The sequence below is a fragment of the Streptomyces sp. NPDC002788 genome, assembly GCF_053592115.1.
Genome location: NZ_JBSFVB010000003.1, coordinates 260,500 through 280,789, shown reverse-complemented (window position 1 = coordinate 280,789; position 20,290 = coordinate 260,500). Strand labels below are relative to the sequence as shown.

At 69.1% G+C, this 20,290-nt stretch carries 16 protein-coding genes and 1 tRNA gene; 6 read left to right on the top strand and 11 right to left on the bottom strand.

Annotated features, from left to right (window positions below):
* Nucleotides 1-110 precede the first annotated feature (110 nt).
* Entirely contained in the window at nt 111-1,637 is a 1,527-nt protein-coding gene (locus ACWD1U_RS07930) for a protein kinase domain-containing protein (protein ID WP_451105433.1), read from the top strand.
* A 25-nt stretch (nt 1,638-1,662) separates the two neighbouring features.
* Here the strand turns inward: ACWD1U_RS07930 and ACWD1U_RS07925 are convergent, their stop codons facing one another.
* Both ACWD1U_RS07925 and ACWD1U_RS07920 read right to left on the bottom strand, forming a co-directional pair.
* The gene (locus ACWD1U_RS07925) at nt 1,663-2,946 is read right to left on the bottom strand and encodes a hypothetical protein (RefSeq protein ID WP_451105431.1); all 1,284 of its coding nucleotides are present in this window, start codon (nt 2,944-2,946) and stop codon (nt 1,663-1,665) included.
* Nucleotides 2,947-3,164: 218 nt separating this feature from the next.
* The gene (locus ACWD1U_RS07920) at nt 3,165-3,293 is read right to left on the bottom strand and encodes a DLW-39 family protein (RefSeq protein ID WP_003999697.1); all 129 of its coding nucleotides are present in this window, start codon (nt 3,291-3,293) and stop codon (nt 3,165-3,167) included.
* Nucleotides 3,294-3,630: 337 nt separating this feature from the next.
* On the opposite strand from ACWD1U_RS07920, the gene ACWD1U_RS07915 reads away from it, so the two are divergent.
* The gene (locus ACWD1U_RS07915) at nt 3,631-3,993 is read left to right on the top strand and encodes a DUF6344 domain-containing protein (protein ID WP_451105429.1); all 363 of its coding nucleotides are present in this window, start codon (nt 3,631-3,633) and stop codon (nt 3,991-3,993) included.
* A 429-nt stretch (nt 3,994-4,422) separates the two neighbouring features.
* On the opposite strand, the gene ACWD1U_RS07910 is transcribed toward ACWD1U_RS07915, so the two are convergent.
* The 9 genes from ACWD1U_RS07910 to dnaA all read right to left on the bottom strand — a co-directional run bounded on the left by ACWD1U_RS07910 (nt 4,423) and on the right by dnaA (nt 17,687).
* A tRNA-Ile gene (locus ACWD1U_RS07910) sits at nt 4,423-4,499 on the bottom strand.
* Nucleotides 4,500-4,645: 146 nt separating this feature from the next.
* Complete coding sequence (locus ACWD1U_RS07905) at nt 4,646-5,452, bottom strand: DUF3566 domain-containing protein (RefSeq protein WP_451105427.1); 807 nt, start codon at nt 5,450-5,452, stop codon at nt 4,646-4,648.
* Nucleotides 5,453-5,471: 19 nt separating this feature from the next.
* Nucleotides 5,472-8,066, bottom strand: coding sequence for a DNA gyrase subunit A (gene gyrA, locus ACWD1U_RS07900; protein WP_451105425.1), 2,595 nt, complete (start codon nt 8,064-8,066; stop codon nt 5,472-5,474).
* 42 nt (nt 8,067-8,108) lie between these two features.
* Nucleotides 8,109-10,169: a DNA topoisomerase (ATP-hydrolyzing) subunit B gene (gene gyrB, locus ACWD1U_RS07895; protein WP_451105423.1), complete on the bottom strand. Its 2,061-nt coding sequence runs from the start codon at nt 10,167-10,169 to the stop codon at nt 8,109-8,111.
* 388 nt (nt 10,170-10,557) lie between these two features.
* A complete protein-coding gene (locus ACWD1U_RS07890) occupies nt 10,558-11,115 on the bottom strand; it encodes a DUF721 domain-containing protein (protein ID WP_451105421.1) in 558 nt (185 codons plus the stop codon).
* Nucleotides 11,112-12,233 carry a DNA replication/repair protein RecF gene (recF, locus tag ACWD1U_RS07885; protein WP_451105419.1) on the bottom strand — a complete coding sequence of 374 codons (1,122 nt, stop codon included), beginning with the start codon at nt 12,231-12,233 and terminating at the stop codon, nt 11,112-11,114. The genes ACWD1U_RS07890 and recF overlap by 4 nt, the downstream gene beginning before the upstream one ends.
* A gap of 38 nt (nt 12,234-12,271) precedes the next feature.
* Nucleotides 12,272-13,147 (bottom strand): phosphogluconate dehydrogenase (NAD(+)-dependent, decarboxylating), encoded by an 876-nt coding sequence (gene gnd, locus ACWD1U_RS07880; RefSeq protein WP_451105417.1) that lies wholly within the window; start codon nt 13,145-13,147, stop codon nt 12,272-12,274.
* 164 nt (nt 13,148-13,311) lie between these two features.
* On the bottom strand, nt 13,312-14,442 hold the full coding sequence (dnaN, locus tag ACWD1U_RS07875) for a DNA polymerase III subunit beta (RefSeq protein ID WP_356441910.1): 1,131 nt from the start codon (nt 14,440-14,442) through the stop codon (nt 13,312-13,314).
* 1,187 nt (nt 14,443-15,629) lie between these two features.
* A complete protein-coding gene (gene dnaA, locus ACWD1U_RS07870) occupies nt 15,630-17,687 on the bottom strand; it encodes a chromosomal replication initiator protein DnaA (protein ID WP_451105415.1) in 2,058 nt (685 codons plus the stop codon).
* A gap of 396 nt (nt 17,688-18,083) precedes the next feature.
* On the opposite strand from dnaA, the gene rpmH reads away from it, so the two are divergent.
* Genes rpmH through yidC form a run of 4 tightly spaced genes read left to right on the top strand, consistent with a single transcriptional unit; the run spans nt 18,084 to nt 20,275 of the window.
* Nucleotides 18,084-18,221 (top strand): 50S ribosomal protein L34, encoded by a 138-nt coding sequence (rpmH, locus tag ACWD1U_RS07865; RefSeq protein WP_003956500.1) that lies wholly within the window; start codon nt 18,084-18,086, stop codon nt 18,219-18,221.
* A gap of 21 nt (nt 18,222-18,242) precedes the next feature.
* On the top strand, nt 18,243-18,614 hold the full coding sequence (rnpA, locus tag ACWD1U_RS07860) for a ribonuclease P protein component (protein WP_078625383.1): 372 nt from the start codon (nt 18,243-18,245) through the stop codon (nt 18,612-18,614).
* Nucleotides 18,611-18,985, top strand: coding sequence for a membrane protein insertion efficiency factor YidD (gene yidD / locus ACWD1U_RS07855; protein ID WP_451105412.1), 375 nt, complete (start codon nt 18,611-18,613; stop codon nt 18,983-18,985). Before rnpA ends, yidD begins: the two co-directional genes overlap by 4 nt.
* A 3-nt stretch (nt 18,986-18,988) precedes the next feature.
* Entirely contained in the window at nt 18,989-20,275 is a 1,287-nt protein-coding gene (gene yidC / locus ACWD1U_RS07850; RefSeq protein ID WP_451105410.1) for a membrane protein insertase YidC, read from the top strand.
* The last annotated feature ends 15 nt before the right edge of the window (nt 20,276-20,290 follow it).

Below are 20,290 nucleotides of genomic sequence, written 5' to 3'. Positions count from 1 at the left end.
TGTTCCGCTCATCGCGGGCGTCGTGGGGGCGTTCGGCCCGCCGGGGAGTCGTAGCGCTCGCCGAGGGGAAGCACAGGGGGAAACCACAGGGGGAGGAGCGACGTACAGCGATGGGTGAGGTGTTCGCCGGCCGGTACGAACTGGTCGACCCGATCGGACGCGGAGGGGTCGGCGCCGTCTGGCGCGCCTGGGACCACCGTCGCCGCCGCTACGTGGCAGCCAAGGTCCTGCTACAGAGCGACGCCCACTCGCTGCTGCGCTTCGTCCGCGAACAGGCCCTGCGGATCGACCACCCCCATGTGCTCGCCCCCACCAGCTGGGCCGCCGACGACGACAAGGTCCTCTTCACCATGGACCTGGTCGCCGGCGGCTCACTGGTCCACCTCGTCGGGGACTACGGCCCTCTCCCGCCGGCCTTCGTCTGCACGCTGCTCGACCAGCTGCTGGCAGGACTGGCCGCGGTGCACGCGGAGCACGTCGTGCACCGCGACGTCAAACCCGCCAACATCCTGCTGGAAGCCACCGGCACAGGCCGGCCGCGGCTGCGGCTGTCCGATTTCGGCATCGCGTTGCGGCTGGGTGAGCCCCGCCTGACGGATACCAACCTCGTGGTGGGGACGCCCGGTTACCTCGCGCCCGAGCAGCTGATGGGCGCCGAGCCCGACTTTCCCGCCGACCTGTTCGCCGTAGGGCTGGTCGCGCTGTATCTGCTGGAGGGGGCCAAGCCGGACAGCAAGGCGCTCATCCAGTACTTCGCCGAGCACGGGACGCCCGGTGCGCCCAAGGACATTCCGGAGCCGATGTGGCAGGTGGTGGCCACGCTGCTCCAGCCGGACCCACAGGCGCGCTTCCGTACGGCAACGGGGGCGCGCAAGGCGCTCGCCGCCGCGGCGGAGCTCCTCCCCGAGCCGGGCCCCGACGACGAGCTGATCGAGATCTTCGACCAACTCGGCCCGCTTCCCCCCGGGTTCGCCCCCGAGGGGCCGCTGGAGCGGGCCAAAGGGCTGGGGCCGAGGGAGGAGCCGCCGAGACCGGGGACCGGCGGGGAAGGGCCCGGCCCGCGGGTCGGCCCGGAGACGGATGAGCAGAGATCCCGGCAGGGTGGGGACGCCGGCGACCCATCGGTGGCCGGCGGGCAGCACCCCGGCACCTCCCGCAGCACCTGGTCCGGTCCGGGGGCACAGGCCACACCGCCCGACCCCCGCCGGACCACCGACCCGTCAGCCGCTCCCGGCCAGTCGCCCTCCATGTCGGACACCGGCAGCTTCCACCTGCCGCCTCCGCAGGCCACGGTCACCTCCTCCCCCGCGCATGGCCAGCACGGGCAGCTCCAGGCCCCGCACCAGCAGCCGCCCGTCTCCCCCTACGACCTCACGCACCCCCTGCCCCCCGCACAGCCACTCCCACCGGTGTACGCCGACCGGCCCCTGCCGCTCGTGCAGCAGTACCGGACAGACGCCTCCACAGCCTCATACACCGCCCATAGTCCGCAGACTCCGCCGACCGGCCAGGCTCCGTCACGGCACCGAGCACCGCGGCCGTCCCGCCCGGGCCCCCCGGCCAAGGTGGCGATCCCGGTCCTGCTCCTCGCGCTCGCCTGCTATGCCGTGGGCTTCTGGGCCCTGACCCGCATCTGAGCGCGCGAGCCACTGCCCTGCTCCGCTACGCGGCGCTCCTCCGCCGAGCGAGCAAGGTCCACACGCCGAGGCCGACCAGCAGCGCGCTCCCGGTGCCGATACCGCCCACGGCGAGCATCCGCATCGCGGTGTCGTCGCCCCCGGGCACGCCCTCCGCCGCAGCCTCCCGGTCCTCGTCCGAGACATCGAAGGCGCCCTCCGGCTCGGACTCCCCCGCGTATTCGGGCCCTCCCTGCGCCGCCCCGCTCACCCGGACGCGCAGTGTCATCTCGAACGGCCCGTCCCCGAAGCTGTCGGCGACGCTTTGGGAGAGGTGGGCGACGAGGTAGTAGGAGCCGGCGAAGCGGACGGCGCTGACCTGGGCGGTGGCGGCGTTGCGGTTGGCGTGGTCGACGGGCGGCAGAGGTGGCAGGCTGCCGGACTTCTGGTCGCCGTCGTAGCCGACGCCGATGTCGGCGACGCGCCCGCGCGCGGGGTTGTAGAGGGCCAGGTCCAGCGCGTTCGACGCGTAGCCCGTGCCCGCAGAGTCCGAGCTGCCCAGCTCGGCCGTGACGGAGAGCTGCTGCCCCCAGTCCACCGGTACCTCGTAGAAGACCGTCTGGCCGGGGCTGATGTCGTCCCGCCAGACGCCCTGGTCCAGGGGAGTCGCCCCGGCGAACCCGGCCCCGCCGCGTCGGCGCTCGGCCTCTCCCTGGAGCGGCTGGGGCGTGGCGGAATTCCAGACTTGGGGCGCGCTGGTGATCCCGGTCCTGGCAGTCCGCGGTTCCGTCATGGCGAGGAGTTCGAGGTCCCAGGCGTCCGGCGAGGACCCCTCGCCCTCCGAGTCGACGCGCTCGACGGACACGTAGTACGCACCGCTCTTGCGGCACAGGGGCCTGTTGGGCGCGATCTCGCGCATGCCCCAGGCAGCGATCGGGTGGGGGCTGCGGGCGGCGCCGAAGCTCGCTCTGTCGACGGAGCAGGAGTTGCCCTCGGCGTCCTGCACGGACACCTTGACTCCGTCGATGACGGAGACGGTGCTGCCGGGGGAGGGGACGGCGGTGACGGAGACGTACGCGTTCGAAGCGGCGTCGAGATCGAGGCGGTAGCTGACCTTGCCACTGCTCGGGAGGGAGCTCTTGTAGGCCGTGCCGGGCGACAGGGGATCGGCGTCGGCGGTGCTGCGCGCCCCCTCGATGCGCCGGGCGCCCTCGGCGAAGGCGTAGGGGCTCGGCGTCCCGGCCGTACCGGAGGCCGCGGGGGCGGCCAGTGCGGCCTGCCCCGGGGCCACGGCGGCCGTCACTCCCAGCACCACCGCCACGGCGCCCATGCGCACGGTCCTCGACGACCGGCCGCGCCACGCCCCCGCACGCCGCCCCCGCGCCGTACGACACGGTCCCCTCACGCGCCACCCCTCACCGTCGTCGGACCACGAACCGTGAAACCGTGGCCCATCCTGCCTCGCCGACGGGGTTCACGACCCTCCCTCGGCACACAAAACCCCGACCGCGAGGCGGCCGGGGTGTGCTGGTTATGGGTGGTCGTGACTCACGAACCCGTGGGCACGGAGTCAGTCGCCTCCGTCCACAGATCCTGCTCGGCGCGATCCGCCTGGATCTGGCGGTACACGAGGAGCCCGCCGATGGCGGCCAGTGCGACCAGGAGAAGCTTCTTCACCGCGCGACCTCGTCTTTCCTTGACGTAGGGGACCTCTGGCGCCCGACTATACACACCGACCGATACCGATCGGTGACCTGAGGCGGCCCTCAACTCCCGTCCCCAGAGCCAGGGGAGAAGCGGAGCCCGCCGATCCGATCGGAGGGTGATCACATCCCGACGGACGGTTACTTTGGCCGCCTTTCTCTCCTATCCTCACCTTTTCACCCCTCTTGCGTCCATTCGAGTGGTGTTCATCTGAACATCGCCGCGCCACGGGCGTCGGTCCACCACTTCTCCGCCCCTATACACATCATGAGGAAAGTACGCAAATTGCCCAACCCGAAAGTGAGGGGCCATGGCCCGGAACAAGGTCATGAAGCTGTGGACCGCCATCATCACCGCCTTCCTCGCGCTGTGCACGTCGCTCGGACTCGTCACCACGACCGCCGCCGCGGCGGTACCGCAGGCCGAGCAGAAGCGCAACAGCACCGGCATCAGCGGCATCCCGCAGCAGCGGACGGCACCGGCGACGCTCCCCTGGACCCATGCCAGGGCCCTGCCCCCCACGATGAAGCAGCGCATCCGCGCCGAGGCCCACGGCAAGTCCCCCCGCTGCCGCCACCGCCCGCTCGCGGACACGGCGGCCTCGAGCGGCATCGACTGCACCGACGAGGACACCGACGCCGAGGCGGGCCATCCCACGCCCCTCAAGCGCTGAACCTCCCGGCACGACACCCTGGCGATCCTGCGTACAGAGCCCGGCAGCTCGACAGAGCCGCCGGGCTCACGCATGTCCCGACCGATGCGACCGACGCTCGACAGGCCTGAGGTGCCGACGGGTGACGAGCCATGGATCTTGCCCAGGCAGGCCCTGACAACAGTGCTCGCACTGAACGGTGTCAGGACAGTGCCCCTGCCACGGCGGCCGCCACCAGCAGCAAACCGAATGAGCGACAGCGAGGCGCCCGAAGCAGCGCCTGTGGAGGCTCAGGCCGGCTGGACGGCGGCTTCCACGTCTGGGAAGGAGACGTTCACCTGGCGGCCGACGAACGGCGCACCCCGCACGCCTGCTGACGCGGTCCTGGCGGTTGGTGTCAACCGTTGATGTCAAAAGACCCCCGGCCCAATGGGCCGGGGGTCTTCGTGCTGGTGGGGCTAACAGGATTTGAACCTGTGGCCTCATCCTTATCAGGGATGCGCTCTAACCAACTGAGCTATAGCCCCGCCGCGCTCTGCGGTGTGTGTCCCGCGCGCTGACTCCTGAAGATTAGCGCACGACATGGGCAGTCCCAAAATCGGTTGGCGGGTCACCGACACAGGACATCGGCAGGGCGCCTCGGCGGAGCGTCAGCCGCGTGGGAGAGGACCCGTCACTCGTCCTCGGCGAGGGTCAGTTCCACACCTCCGACGAAGCCCGCGGAGAGGTTGTAGATGAATGCGCCGAGCGTCGCGAGGGCCGTAGCCAGGACGACGTCGATGACCGCGATGACCGAGGCGAACATCAGGACATTGGGCAGCGACAGGAAGGCCTGCAGGTCAAAGCCGTTGGACTCGTTCGAGCCGGTGGCCTCGGAGATCGTGCCGCCGACCGTCGAGAAGACGCCCATCGCGTCCATGACCATCCACAGCACGGCGGCCGCGACGATCGTGCAGATGCCCAGGGCGATGGAGAGCAGGAAGCTGACCTTCATCACCGACCACGGGTCGGCCTTCGCCACCCGCAGCCGCGCCTTGCGGACCCGCGGTGTGGTGCGGGCACCCGTGCGGGGACGCCGTACGGCGGCGTCGGCACCGGCCGCCGCCCCCTGCTGCTGCGCCGGGTAGGCCTGCGGCGGGTGGTACGGCCCGGCCTGCGCTTGCGACTGCCGCTCTCCCGGCAGGGGGGAGGCCGGCTGCGCGGCGCCCTTGGCCTGCGCGGCCGGCTGCGGCTGGGCGCCGGATGCGGCCGGGCCCGCTCCAGCCCTGTGCTGCTGGGTCTTCGGACCTCGGGTGTCCGTCACAGGTGCCCCCTGGGAATCATGCGAGTCAGGCGAGGGCGCGTCCTTGCTCGGGGACTTGATCGCCTTCAGGTTGGTCGTGTGCGGGTCCGCCGCACGCGCGGCGGAGCCACGGCCGCCGTCGTCCGTCTCCGTACCCTTCGAGGTACCGGTCGGTCCGGCGCCCGTGGCTCCGCTCACGCTGACTCACTCCTCGTGCCTACTCGGCCGAGGGCGCCTCACCCTCGTCCGTGCCGGTGATCGCGGCACCCTCGGCGGTCTCGTCGACGACCACGTCGCCGTCGACTTCCTCCGCCTCGCGTCCCGCCTCGGCGTTGCGAGCGATGCCCACGACGGCATCGCGCTTGCCCAGATTGATCAGTTGGACGCCCATGGTGTCACGGCCGGTTTCCCTGATCTCGTTGACTCGCGTACGAATCACACCGCCCGACAGCGTGATGGCGAGGATCTCGTCGGTCTCCTCGACCACCAGCGCGCCGACGAGGGATCCGCGGTCCTCGACGATCTTGGCAGCCTTGATGCCGAGGCCGCCGCGACCCTGGACGCGGTACTCGTCGACGTTGGTCCGCTTCGCGTACCCGCCGTCTGTGGCAGTGAACACGAACGTACCGGGTCGAACAACATTCATCGAGAGCAGCTCGTCGCTCTCGCGGAAGCTCATGCCCTTGACACCCGAGGTGGCACGGCCCATGGGACGCAGGGTTTCGTCCGAGGCGGTGAACCTGATCGATTGCGCCTTCTTGCTGATCAGAAGCAGATCGTCGTCCGCCGAGACCAGTTCGGCTCCGATCAGCTCGTCGTCCGAACCGTCCTCCATGGAACGGAGGTTGATCGCGATCACACCGCCGGAACGAGGCGAATCGTAATCCTTCAGAGGCGTCTTCTTCACAAGTCCGGCCTTGGTGGCGAGCACAAGGTACGGGACCGCCTCGTAATCCCGGATCGCCAAAATCTCGGCGATCGCCTCGTCCGGCTGGAAGGCGAGCAGGTTCGCGACGTGCTGGCCGCGCGCGTCCCGGCCGGCGTCGGGCAGCTCGTAGCCCTTGACCCGGTAGACGCGGCCCTTGTTGGTGAAGAACAGCAGCCAGTGGTGCGTGGTGGACACGAAGAAGTGGTCGACGATGTCGTCTTCCTTGAGCTTCGTGCCGCGCACGCCCTTGCCGCCGCGCTTCTGGGCGCGGTAGTCGTCGGTCTTGGTGCGCTTGATGTAGCCGCCCCGGGTGACCGTGACGACGATGTCCTCCTCGGCGATCAGGTCCTCGATGGACATGTCGCCCTCGTAGGGGATCAGCTTGGTCTTGCGGTCGTCGCCGTACTTCTCGACGATCGCGGCCAGTTCGGCGCTGACGATGCCGCGCTGGCGGACCGGTGAGGCGAGGATCTCGTTGTACTCGGTGATCTTCGCCTGGAGTTCGTCGTGCTCCTGGACGATCTTCTGGCGCTCCAGGGCGGCCAGTCGGCGCAGCTGCATCTCGAGGATGGCGTTGGCCTGGATCTCGTCGATCTCCAGGAGGCTCATCAGGCCGCCGCGGGCGATCTCGACGGTGTCGCTGCGCCGGATCAGCGCGATGACCTCGTCGATGGCGTCCAGGGCCTTCAGCAGACCGCGCAGGATGTGCGCCCGCTCCTCGGCCTTGCGCAGCCGGAACTTCGTACGCCGGACGATGACCTCGATCTGGTGCGTCACCCAGTGGCGGATGAACGCGTCGAGCGAGAGCGTGCGCGGCACGCCGTCCACCAGCGCCAGCATGTTGGCGCCGAAGTTCGACTGCAGGTCCGTGTGCTTGTAGAGGTTGTTCAGGACGACCTTGGCGACCGCGTCCCGCTTGAGGACGATGACGAGACGCTGGCCCGTGCGGGAGCTGGTCTCGTCCCGGACGTCCGCGATGCCGCCGATCTTGCCGTCCTTCACCAGGTCGGCGATCTTCTGCGCGAGGTTGTCGGGGTTGGTCTGGTACGGCAGTTCCGTGACCACCAGGCACTGGCGGTTCTGGATCTCCTCGACCTCGACGACCGCGCGCATGGTGATCGAGCCGCGGCCGGTGCGGTACGCCTCCTCGATGCCCTTGCGGCCGACGACGAGCGCGCCGGTCGGGAAGTCGGGGCCCTTGATGCGCTCGATCAGCGCGTCCAGCAGCTGCTCGTGGGAGGCCTCGGGGTTCTCCAGGTACCACTGGGCACCGGCGGCGACCTCGCGCAGGTTGTGCGGCGGGATGTTGGTCGCCATGCCGACCGCGATACCGGCCGAGCCGTTGATCAGCAGGTTCGGGAAGCGGGCCGGCAGGACGGTCGGCTCCTGGGAGCGGCCGTCGTAGTTGTCCGTGAAGTCGACGGTCTCCTCGTCGATGTCGCGGACCATCTCCATCGACAGCGGCGCCATCTTGCACTCGGTGTACCGCATCGCCGCGGCCGGGTCGTTACCCGGGGAACCGAAGTTGCCGTTGGAGTCGACGAGCGGCATGCGCATCGACCAGGGCTGGGCGAGGCGCACGAGCGCGTCGTAGATGGAGGAGTCACCGTGCGGGTGGTAGTTGCCCATGACGTCGCCGACGACGCGGGCGCACTTGTAGAAGCCGCGCTCGGGGCGGTAACCGCCGTCGTACATGGCGTACAGCACGCGGCGGTGGACGGGCTTGAGGCCGTCACGGACATCGGGCAGCGCACGCGAGACGATGACGGACATCGCGTAGTCGAGGTACGAGCGCTGCATCTCCGTCTCGAGCCCGACGGGCTCGACGCGCATGGCCAGGGCGTCACCCTCGGGCGTCGTCACGGGAGTGTTCTCGTCGGTCATTGCTGGTGAAGATCCTTCCTGGTGCGGTCAGCTGAGACCGACTCAGATGTCGAGGAAGCGGACGTCCTTGGCGTTGCGCTGGATGAACGCGCGGCGGGCCTCGACGTCCTCGCCCATGAGGACCGAGAACAGGTCGTCGGCCTGGGCGGCGTCGTCGAGGGTGACCTGGCCGAGGACGCGGTGCTCCTGGTCCATGGTCGTGATGCGCAGCTCCTCGGCGTTCATCTCGCCCAGGCCCTTGAAGCGCTGCACCGAGTCCTCGCGGATGCGCTTGCCGGCGTTGCGGCCCATCTCGATCAGGGCGTCGCGCTCGCGGTCGGAGTACGCGTACTCGAAGTCGTCCTTGCCCCACTTGATCTTGTAGAGCGGCGGGCGGGAGAGGTACACGTGCCCGGCCTCGACCAGGGGCCGCATGAAGCGGAACAGGAAGGTCAGCAACAGGGTGTTGATGTGCTGGCCGTCGACGTCGGCGTCCGCCATCAGAATGATCTTGTGATAGCGGAGCTTCTCGATGTCGAAGTCCTCGTGCACACCCGTGCCGAACGCGGAGATCATCGCCTGGATCTCCTGGTTCTGCAGGATGCGGTCGATTCGCGCCTTCTCGACGTTGAGGATCTTGCCGCGGATCGGGAGGATCGCCTGGTACTGCGGGTTGCGGCCGGACTTGGCCGAGCCGCCGGCGGAGTCACCCTCGACGATGAAGATCTCGCACTTCTCGGGGTCGTTCGACTGGCAGTCCGAGAGCTTGCCCGGCAGGGACGCCGTCTCCAGCAGACCCTTGCGGCGGGTGAGGTCGCGGGCCTTGCGGGCCGCCACGCGAGCGGTGGCCGCCGCGATGCCCTTGCGGATGATGTCCGCGGCCTCGTTGGGGTTGCGGTCCAGCCAGTCCGCCAGGTGCTCGTAGACGACCCTCTGGACGAACGTCTTGACCTCGGTGTTGCCCAGCTTGGTCTTCGTCTGGCCTTCGAACTGGGGCTCGCTCAGCTTCACCGAGATGATCGCCGTAAGGCCCTCGCGGATGTCGTCACCCGTGAGGTTGTCGTCCTTCTCACGCAGCAGCTTCTTGTCGCGCGCGTACTTGTTGATCAGCGAGGTCAGCGCGGCGCGGAAGCCCTCTTCGTGCGTACCGCCCTCGTGCGTGTGGATGATGTTGGCGAAGGAGTACACGCCCTCGCTGTAGCCGCCGTTCCACTGCATCGCGAGTTCGAGGGACAGGCTCCGGTCCTTGTCCTCCGCCTCGAGGTCGATCACGGTGGGGTGCACCACCTCTCCCTTGCGGGAGTTGAGGTACTTCACGAAGTCGACGATGCCGCCCTCGTAGTGGTACGAGACGCTCTTGACCTCGTGCTTCTCGTCCTCACCAGCCTCGTCGGCCCCGGCCGTGGCCTTCGCCGACTCGCGCTCGTCGGTGAGGTTGATCCGCAGGCCCTTGTTGAGGAACGCCATCTCCTGGAAGCGCCGCGACAGCGTCTCGAAGGAGTAGTCGGTGGTCTCGAAGATGTCCGGGTCGGCCCAGAAGGTGACCGTGGTGCCGTGCTCGTCGGTGGCCTCGTGCTGGGCGAGCGGGGCCGTCGGGACGCCCATCTTGTAGTCCTGGGTCCACCGGTAGCCGTCGGTCTTGATCTCGACGGACACCTTGGTCGACAGGGCGTTCACCACGGAGACACCCACGCCGTGCAGACCGCCGGAGACCGCGTAGCCGCCACCGCCGAACTTTCCGCCCGCGTGCAGCACCGTCAGCACGACCTCGACGGCCGGCTTGCCCTCGGAGGGGATGATGCCGACCGGGATGCCACGGCCGTTGTCGACGACCCGCACGCCGCCGTCGGCGAGGATCGTCACGTCGATGGTGTCCGCGTGACCGGCCAGCGCCTCGTCGACGGAGTTGTCGACGACCTCTTGCACAAGGTGGTGAAGTCCGCGCTCACCGGTCGAGCCGATGTACATACCGGGGCGCTTGCGGACCGCGTCCAGGCCCTCGAGGACGGTGATGGCGCTGGCGTCGTACGAGGCGGTGACCTCGCCGTTGGAGGTGATCGCCTCGCTGGTCACGCCTGCGTCGGTGGACGGGATGTTCTCGTTGGGGTTGCCGGAATCGGCCACGAAGCGCCCTTTCTGGCACAGCACGAGCCAGGCTCGTCGGCGGGTTGCCGGAGCGGCTGCGGCATGTTGCGTTGATAAGCCTTGATCAGCGTTGCTCAGCTTTTCCCGGACGGTCCCCACGAGTGGGGCGGGATTGCTTCCAGTCTACCGGTAGCACTGACACTGATGGGGGTTTGCCGGTACCTGAGTCCGCATGTGCCGCCCTCGACGGGTCTTGTCCGACTCCCGATATGCGGATGGGGGCTCCAAGAGGCTCACGGAGCCACTCAGCGCTTCCGGCCGTCAACCCTTGGCTACTTAGGAGTCGGCTTCGCGATTCGCAACCGTGGACGGTGCTGTGACGAGGGGGCCGTGCCCGTCGACCGGAGCCGGAGAGACGTGATGTAAGTCACCTGTAAGTGTCGCCAGGGCCGGTGCTGCCGGGGGCGCGCAGCGGGCCGTAACGACGGGTGGGGGCGCTGGGGCCGAGGACCTTGATGTGCCGCACGGTGCCGTGCCCCAGGTCCTCGTTGAGGCGCGCGACCAGGGTCGGTGCGAGCAGCCTGAGGTTCGTCGCCCAGGCCGTCGAGTCGCAGCGCACGATCAGGACGTGCTCGTCCTCGTCGTACCTCTCGGGCACACAGTGGTTGGCCACGTCTTCGCCGACGATCTGCGGCCAGCGGCCCATCACCCCGCCCACCGCGGCCGGAGCCTCCCAGCCGCGCTCGGTGATCAGCCGGTTGATCGCGGCGCCGAGCGCCATGGGGTCGCGGCCGTCGGCGCGCGCGCCGGATCGCAGTCCACCACCACGGCGCGCCTGCTTCTTCTGCTGCGCCGCGTCCCCCCGCGCGCGTGCGGCCTCCTTCGCCGCGCGCAGCGCCACGCGCGCGAGGTCGACGCCGGAGGGCTCGGGCTGCTTGGAGGGCGTGGCCGGCCGGGGGACGTCCCCGGGTGTGTTCCCCGTCATACGCGCTGCACCGTTCCCTCGGACACGGTGAACCGCGTCCCGGACAGCACATGCGGTACGTCGTCGTCGACCGCGGCGGTCACCAGGACCTGCTCGCCGGGCGCGACCAGCTCGGCGAGGCGTTCGCGGCGACGGGTGTCCAGCTCGGCGAAGACGTCGTCGAGCACCAGCACGGGCTCGTTGCCCTCCGCCCTGAGCAGGTCGTACGAGGCCAGGCGCAGGGCCAGCGCGTAGGACCAGGACTCGCCGTGGGAGGCGTAGCCCTTGGCGGGCAGCTGGCCCAGCTTGAGCAGCAGGTCGTCCCGGTGCGGGCCGACCAGTGTGACGCCTCGCTCGATCTCCTGCTTGCGCATCTCCGCGAGCGCGGCCATGAGCTGCTCGAACAGGTCCTCGCGCGTGTGCGCCTCGCCCGGCGCCGACGGCTTGTACTCCAGGGCGATCGGGCCGCCACCGGGGGCGAGCTGCTCGTAGGCCTTGTCGGCCAGCGGCTGGAGCGTGGCGATCAGGTCCAGGCGGTGGGAGAGCAATTCGGCGCCCGCGCGCGCGAGATGCTGGTCCCACACGTCGAGGGTGGACATGTCCATGGTGCGGCCGCCGTGCCGACGGGCCAGCGCGGCCGACTTCAGCAGGGTGTTGCGCTGCTTGAGGACCCGGTCGTAGTCGGAACGCACCCCGGACATGCGCGGGGAGCGCGCGGTGATCAGCTCGTCGAGGAAGCGACGCCGCTCACCGGGGTCGCCCTTGACCAGGGCGAGGTCCTCCGGCGCGAACAGGACGGTCCGTACGATCCCCAGCACGTCACGCGGTCTGACCTGCGAGGACCTGTTGACCCGGGCCCGGTTGGCGCGCCCCGGGTTCAGCTCGAGCTCGACCAGCTGCTGCCGCTCGCCCTGCCGGACCTGGGCCCGGATGATCGCGCGCTCGGCGCCCATGCGGACCAGGGGGGCGTCCGAGGAGACCCGGTGGCTGCCGAGGGTGGCGAGATAGCCGACGGCCTCGACGAGGTTGGTCTTGCCCTGCCCGTTCGGGCCGACGAAGGCCGTCACCCCCGGGTCGAGCGGAACCTCGACCCGGGGATACGAGCGGAAGTCGGCCAGCGACAGATGCGTGACGTGCATGGTCGTTTCGCCGACCTCCCCAAACCCTCGGGTGTTGCTTACTTCTTCTCGACCGCGTGGCCGCCGAACTGGTTCCGCAGCGCCGCGATCATCTTCATCTGGGGCGAGTCCTCCTGACGGGAGGCGAACCGCGCGAACAGCGACGCGGTGATCGCCGGCAGCGGCACCGCGTTGTCGATGGCGGCCTCCACAGTCCAGCGTCCCTCTCCGGAGTCCTGTGCATAACCCCGGAGCTCGTCCAGGTGCTCGTCCTCGTCGAGCGCGTTCACCGCGAGGTCGAGCAGCCAGGAGCGGATGACCGTGCCCTCCTGCCAGGAGCGGAAGACCTCCCGGACGTCGGTCACGGAGTCGACCTTCTCCAGGAGCTCCCAGCCCTCGGCATAAGCCTGCATCATCGCGTACTCGATGCCGTTGTGGACCATCTTCGCGAAGTGGCCCGCGCCGACCTTTCCGGCGTGCACCGAGCCGAAGTCGCCCTCCGGCTTGAGGGCGTCGAAGACCGGCTGCACCTTGGCGACGTTCTCCGCGTCGCCGCCGTACATCAGCGCGTAGCCGTTCTCCAGGCCCCAGACGCCGCCGGAGACACCGCAGTCGACGAAGCCGATGCCCTTGGCGGCCAGCTCCTCGGCGTGCTTCTCGTCATCGGTCCAGCGGGAGTTGCCGCCGTCCACGACGACGTCGCCGGGCTCGAGCAGCTCGGCGAGCTCGTCGATGGTGGACTGCGTGGCCTCGCCCGCCGGGACCATCACCCACACCACGCGCGGGCCGCTGAGCTTGCCCACAAGCTCTCGCAGGCTGTGGACATCGGCGAGGTCCGGGTTGCGGTCGTATCCGAAGACGGTGTGGCCCGCGCGGCGGATCCGCTCGCGCATGTTGCCGCCCATCTTGCCGAGGCCGACGAGACCGAGCTCCATCAGTTGTGTTCCTTTGGTTCGCAGGTGTCCGACGTGGCGTTGCGGCACTTTCGTACCCGCGTCCGAGCCTAGACCCGGACGCTCGTGCACATCTGTGGGCGTACGCGCTCAGTCGTACGCCCTCACCTGCGGGTTTGTCCTCAGCCTGTGGACGACCGCCGCACTCAGCCGCTGAGGCGGACCGGCATGATCAGGTACTTGTAGGCTTCGTCCGCCTCGGCGTCCAGCGCGGGCTTGCCGCTGAGCAGGGCGGGCTTGGTGGACGTCGTGAAGGACAGCTGAGCCACCGGGGAGTCGATGGCGCTCAGGCCGTCCAGCAGGAACGTCGGGTTGAAGGCGATCGAGATGTCGTCGCCCTCGAGCTGGGCGTCGACCCTCTCCACAGCCTGTGCGTCGTCGCTGGAACCGGCCTCCAGGATGAGCACGCCCTGCTCGAAGCTGAGCCGCACCGGGGTGTTGCGCTCGGCGACCAGGGCCACGCGCTTGACGGCCTCCACGAAGGGGGCGGTCTCGATGACGGCGACGCTGTTGAACTCCGTCGGGAACAGCGTGCGGTACTTCGGGAGGTCACCCTCCAGCAGGCGGGTCGTCGTACGGCGGCCTGCGCCCTCGAAGCCGATCAGGCCCTCGCCCGAGCCGGAGCCGGACAGCGCCAGGGTCACCTGGTCGCCGCTGGTCAGGGCCTTGGCGGTGTCCAGAAGCGTCTTGGCGGGCACCAGGGCGACCGCGGAGGCGTCCGGGTTCTCCGGCTTCCACAGGAACTCGCGGACCGCGAAGCGGTAGCGGTCGGTGGACGCCAGCGTGACCGTGTCGCCCTCGATCTCGATGCGGACGCCCGTGAGGACGGGCAGCGTGTCGTCACGGCCGGCCGCGATGGCGACCTGGGCGGCCGCGGAGGCGAAGACCTCGCCGGGGACCGTGCCCGTCGCGTTCGGCATCTGCGGCAGGGCCGGGTACTCCTCCACAGGCAGGGTGTGAAGGGTGAACCGGGAGGAGCCGCAGACCACCGTCGCCCGTACACCGTCTGTGGAAATCTCCACCGGGCGGTTGGGGAGCGCGCGGCAGATGTCCGCGAGCAGGCGGCCGGAGACCAGAACCGTGCCCTCCTCCTCGACCTCGGCCTCGACGCCCACCCGGGCGGAGACCTCGTAGTCGAAGCCGGACAGGCTCAGCTGGCCTTCCTCGGCCTTCAGCAGCAGGCCGGCGAGGACAGGCGCCGGCGGACGGGCCGGGAGGCTGCGTGCCGCCCAGGCCACTGCCTCCGCGAGTACGTCGCGTTCCACCCGGATCTTCACTGTTGCCGCCTCCTGCTGTTGCCGGCGCTTCTCGCTCTGCCTGGCCCTCGTGGTCTGTCTCGGTGTCGACGGTCCCTGGGATGGGGAGGACACCGGGGACCAGTCTGACGCACGGCACTGACAGTAGGTGCCTCTCGGGGTCAAGTCGTGACGAGGGGCGGTCGGGCACCGAAGGGCGAGTTGTGCACAGGGCCCGCTTCGAAACGAATTCCCAGCTCTCTCTAGTCGGGAGTAGTAGTAGGGCCTGTGGATACCGTGGATAACCACGTTTGCCCTGCTCAGAGCGGAAATTTTGTCCACCGGGCCTGTGGGTGAAGGCAGTGGACAACCGGGTGTCTCTGTGGAGAACGGAAAGTTCTGCACACACCGTGCACAGGGAGAGGCGAGTTCTCCCCAGCGCTGTCCCCAGCTTTACCCACCTTTCCCACAGCCCAACCCGGCACCTTCGTGTGACGCCTTTCACTCGACCCGGTGAGAAGGCGCGTCATGTTGCCGAACAGTGGACAGGCATGTGGAGAAGCGGCCTCTCGCTGGGGACAACTGCCCCCAGCCTGTGGGTTGCCGGTGGACAACTCGGAGCACAGCCTGTGGATCACTTCGTCGTCCACAGCCTGTGGAGATCGTTCGTCCACCAATCCACAAGCGGCTGAGCTGGTCTGATGGTCTCTCAATAGCGGCCCCTGTGGACACGATCTGGACAACTCACCGGTCCCCAGGATGTGGACGGGAGAAAGTCACCGAATCTGTGGAGGGAGGCCGTAACCCGGCAGGTATTCGAACAGAGGCTTGCGGTGGGGTGTCTCGGGCGGGGGCTGGAAGCGGGTCTCAGCGGGCCTGGCAGCTGGCCTCAAGGGGCCTGGCAGCCGGTCTCAGGTGGTCGGAAGGCCGGCCTGGGCCGGTCGGGAAGCGGGCCGGGACCGGCTCGCGCTGGGCGGGAGTGGTCTGAGGCCGTGCGGGACCCTGGAGCTGGGCGGGAGTGGTCTGAGGTCGAGCGGGACCCGCCTGGTGCTGGGCGGGACACGCGTGGAGTCGGGGCTGTGGGGCCGTGCCCGCTCCGAGGCGGTCACCGCGACGGCGATCGTCCCGGCGCGCGGGCGCCGAGCCCCGCGGGTGCCGAACCCGCGGCACACGACGAGGGCGCCCCCAAAGCCTCCGGAGGCGCCCTCAGCGACGTGCTGCCGTCGTTGTCAGCCGTTCTTGATGCGGTTGGTCAGTTCCGTGACCTGGTTGTAGATGGAGCGGCGCTCGGCCATCAGGTTGCGGATCTTGCGGTCGGCATGCATGACCGTCGTGTGGTCGCGGCCGCCGAACAGCGCACCGATCTTCGGCAGCGACAGGTCCGTCAGCTCACGGCACAGGTACATGGCGATCTGCCGGGCCGTGACGAGCGCGCGCCCGCGCGACGTGCCGCACAGGTCTTCGACGGTCAGACCGAAGTAGTCCGCCGTCGCGCCCATGATGGCCGTCGACGTGATCTCGGGCGCCGAGTCCTCGCCGCCGGGGATGAGGTCCTTGAGGACGATCTCCGTCAGCCCCAGATCGACCGGCTGCCGGTTGAGCGAGGCGAACGCCGTGACCCGGATCAGCGCGCCCTCCAGCTCGCGGATGTTCCGCGAGATCCGGGACGCGATGAACTCCAGCACCTCCGGCGGCGCGTTCAGCTGCTCCTGCACGGCCTTCTTACGGAGGATCGCGATCCGCGTCTCCAGCTCGGGCGGCTGGACGTCGGTGATCAGTCCCCACTCGAAACGGTTCCGCAGCCGGTCCTCCAGTGTGACCAGCTGCTTCGGCGGCCGGTCGGAGGACAGGACGATCTGCTTGTTCGCGTTGTGGAGTGTGTTGAAGGTGTGGAAGAACTCCTCCTGCGTCGACTCCTTGTCCGCCAGGAACTGGATGTCGTCGACGAGCAGGATGTCCATCTCGCGGTACCGCTTGCGGAAGCTGTCGCCCTTGCCGTCCCGGATGGAGTTGATGAACTCGTTGGTGAACTCCTCCGAGCTCACGTACCGCACCCGCGTGCCCGGGTAGAGGCTGCGCGCATAGTGCCCGATCGCGTGCAGCAGGTGCGTCTTGCCGAGCCCGGACTCCCCGTAGATGAACAAGGGGTTGTACGCCTTCGCCGGCGCCTCGGCGACAGCGACCGCGGCGGCGTGCGCGAAGCGGTTGGAGGCGCCGATGACGAACGTGTCGAAGAGGTACTTCGGATTCAGGCGCGCGGTGGGCTCGCCCGGGCCGGTCGCCGGTGCGGGCTGCGCGGCCAGCGGGCCGGGCGCACCGGTCGTGGGCAGGTTCGGGCCGACGGGGCCGCCCCGGTGCACGTGCCCCGAGCCGGCCGGCGGATCGGGCAGCTCCCGGCGGACCGCGTCGCGCTGGTCGTACTCGGGGCGGGACGTGTCGTAGTCGGAGCGCTGCTGTTCGTAGGAGGGGCGCTCCCTGGACTGCGGGCGGTAGTCCTGGGAGGGCGAGCCGTAGGAGTCCTTCGACCCGTAGGCGGCCTGGGATCCGGATCCGTAGGAGTCCTGCGAGCGGTACGCGTCCTGGGAGCCATAAGGCTCCTGAGAGCCGTAGCCGTCCTGCCCCGGCGACGCGTACGGGTCGCGCTCGGGGAAGCCGAGGCGCTGCTGTTGCCAGCCGTACTCGTCCTGCGTCGGCCGCGGCCAGGCGCCGGGCTCGGGGCGCTGGTATTCGGAGGGGTAGGCGGGGCGGGCCGTGGGGAGTTGGTCTCCGCGCGTAGGCGGGAGCTGGTCGCCGGCTGTTCCCGGCGGCTGGTCGGCGCGGTGGCGGCCGTACCCCTCGTATCCGTCGCGGTCGCGGTCCTGGCGGGCGTCGTACCCCTCGCGGTCCTGGCGGTCGTATCCGTCGCGCTCCTGGCGCTCGTATCCGTCTCGGTCGTGGCGCGCGGCCGGGAGCTCGGGCTCCTCGTACCGCGGCTGGGGACGGCCGGGCGGGGTGGGGGCCGAGGGCTCGCCCGCGGAGTCGTCCACGGTGATCGCGATGCGGATCGGGCGGCCGCACTCGCGGCTCAGCGTCTCGCTGACGATCGGCGCGAGACGGCCTTCGAGTACGCCTTTCGCGAATTCGTTCGGTACGGCGAGCAGGGCGGTGTCCGCGACCAGCGCGAGCGGCTGGCAGCGCCGGATCCAGTGCTCGTCCTTTGCTTCGACGCCCTGGCCACGGCCCTCCCCGAGGAGCTGCTCCAATACGCGTGGCCACACTGCGGCAAGATCGGCAGGTACGTCAGCCACAGGGCACGCTCTCTCGCAGGTCCCACGAACGTGTGGTTCTGGGACGGGTCGGGTTGTCATCCGGGTGGGTGGGCGGGGGCAGCTCTGCCGGGGCAGGGACAAGGGAACGAATCGGAGTCCGTCACGGTAGTCAGGGCTGCCGGTACGGTTCAAGTTGTTGTCCCCAGGCTGTGGACAAGTGTCTCCCGGCGACTCCCGGTTTGACCGGATGGCGTAGCCGCGCGTACCGTAACCAGGTCGAGTTGTCGATGGCTGCTGCCGCCTGCCTCCGATGGGCACAGATCATTTGGGTGATCGGTCAGCGGTGCACTCGGGCGTAACTGCGAGCTACTCGTGGGCGCACGGTGACAGCCAGGACGGCACCCCGCAACCACCGATTCTTTCTGGAGCCCCCGAGTGAGCAAGCGCACCTTCCAGCCGAACAACCGTCGTCGCGCGAAGACCCACGGCTTCCGGCTGCGTATGCGTACCCGTGCCGGCCGCGCGATTCTCGCGTCCCGCCGTAGCAAGGGTCGCGCCCGTCTGTCCGCCTGATCCCGATCAGGTCATGACATCGTGCTGCCCACCGAGAACCGGCTGAGGCGGCGCGAGGACTTCGCGACCGCGGTACGGCGAGGCCGCCGGGCAGGACGCCCGCACCTCGTCGTCCACCTTCGAAGCGGTGCCACGGACCCGCATGCGCCTGGGGAGAGCGCTCCCCCGACGCGTGCGGGTTTCGTCGTGAGCAAGGCGGTGGGCGGCGCGGTCGTGCGCAATAAGGTCAAGCGCAGGCTTCGCCACCTGATGCGCGAGCGAGTCGCCCAGCTGCCCCCCGGTAGCCTGGTAGTCGTACGAGCGCTGCCCGGATCGGGCGACGCCGACCATGCACAGCTGGCCCGAGACCTGGATGCCGCTCTCCAGCGGTTGCTGGGAGGGGGTGCGCGATGAAGTACCCGCTGCTGGCTCTGATCAAGCTCTACCAGTGGACGATCAGTCCGCTGCTCGGGCCGGTCTGCAAGTACTACCCGTCGTGCTCCCACTACGGCTACACGGCCATCGACCGGCACGGTGCCGTCAAGGGCACGGCGCTCACGGCCTGGCGCATCCTGCGGTGCAATCCGTGGTCGCTGGGTGGCGTGGACCATGTCCCCCCGCGCAAGCGTCCGCGGTGGCACGAAATGCTGCGTAACGCGTGGCGTGCACGCAAGGGCGGGCCCTCCGCCGCCGAGCCGGCCGGCGAGGGACAGACTTCTCCCACAAGTCCGTCGAGTCCTTCGAGCCAGGCCGCAGAGACACCGTCCCATGCCCAAGGAGCATGATTAGTGGACACGATTGCCAGTCTTTTCAGCTTCATCACCACACCCGTCTCCTGGGTCATCGTCCAGTTCCACTCGGTGTACGGCGCCCTCTTCGGGCCTGACACCGGGTGGGCCTGGGGCCTGTCGATCGTGTCCCTGGTGATCCTGATCCGTATCTGCCTGATCCCGCTCTTCGTGAAGCAGATCAAGGCGACACGGGCCATGCAGACGCTCCAGCCCGAGATGAAGAAGATCCAGGAGCGCTACAAGAACGACAAGCAGCGTCAGTCCGAAGAGATGATGAAGCTGTACAAGGAGACGGGCACCAACCCGCTCTCCTCGTGCCTTCCCATCCTGGCGCAGTCCCCGTTCTTCTTCGCCCTGTACCACGTGCTGAACAGCATCGCGTCAAACGACACCATCGGCGTGATCAACAACAGCCTCCTGCAGAGCGCCCAGAAGGCGCACATCGTCGGCGCGCCGCTGGCGGTGAAGTTCACCGACAGCGCGTCGAAGGTGGAATCACTCGGTGCTTCCCTCACCGATGTGCGCGTGGTCACAGCCGTCATGATCGTCCTGATGTCGGCGTCGCAGTTCTTCACCCAGCGCCAGCTGATGACGAAGAACGTCGACACCACGGTGAAGACGCCGTTCATGCAGCAGCAGAAGATGCTGATGTACGTCTTCCCCGTCATGTTCGCCGTCTTCGGCATCAACTTCCCCGTCGGTGTCCTCGTCTACTGGCTGACCACCAACGTGTGGACCATGGGCCAGCAGATGTACGTGATCCACAACAACCCGACCCCGGGTTCCAAGGCCCAGGCCTCGTACCTGGAGCGCCTGCACAAGCACGTCACCCAGCACAACAAGGTCAGCCGGCGCCGCGACCGGGCCATCGTGAAGGCGATCGTCGCCAAGGGCCGCGACCGCAACGAGTTCGAGCGCAAGTTCATCAACGGCCTGAGCAAGGCCGGACTCGCCGCCCAGGCCGACGGCACCGTGATCAAGAGCGACACCGCGGCCGTCGCCCAGGCCGAGGACGGTACGCCGATGGCCACCGGCACGCCGAAGCGTCAGCAGCCCAAGCGGCAGAGCAAGGCACAGCGCCAGTCCGGCACCGTCGGTGGTGCCAAGGCGGCCGGTGAGCACGAGCCGAAGACGTCGCTGACCAAGTCCGACGAGCCCGAGGACGCCAAGCCCGCCACCGCTGCCAAGAAGGGCGGCGCGAAGCCCGCCGGCGGTACCCGCAGCAAGGCCCAGTCCGGACAGCGCAAGGGTCCGCAGCGGCCCAAGTCCCCGTCCAAGAAGTAAGAAGGAGTCCATCCC

Coding starts and splice junctions, on each gene's coding strand:
- ACWD1U_RS07930 (WP_451105433.1), top strand. CDS start 111: ATGGGTGAGGTGTTCGCCGGCCGGTACGAACTGGTCGACCCGATCGGA.
- ACWD1U_RS07925 (WP_451105431.1), bottom strand. CDS start 2,946: ATGGGCGCCGTGGCGGTGGTGCTGGGAGTGACGGCCGCCGTGGCCCCG.
- ACWD1U_RS07915 (WP_451105429.1), top strand. CDS start 3,631: ATGGCCCGGAACAAGGTCATGAAGCTGTGGACCGCCATCATCACCGCC.
- gyrA (WP_451105425.1), bottom strand. CDS start 8,066: ATGACCGACGAGAACACTCCCGTGACGACGCCCGAGGGTGACGCCCTG.
- ACWD1U_RS07890 (WP_451105421.1), bottom strand. CDS start 11,115: ATGACGGGGAACACACCCGGGGACGTCCCCCGGCCGGCCACGCCCTCC.
- recF (WP_451105419.1), bottom strand. CDS start 12,233: ATGCACGTCACGCATCTGTCGCTGGCCGACTTCCGCTCGTATCCCCGG.
- gnd (WP_451105417.1), bottom strand. CDS start 13,147: ATGGAGCTCGGTCTCGTCGGCCTCGGCAAGATGGGCGGCAACATGCGC.
- yidD (WP_451105412.1), top strand. CDS start 18,611: ATGAAGTACCCGCTGCTGGCTCTGATCAAGCTCTACCAGTGGACGATC.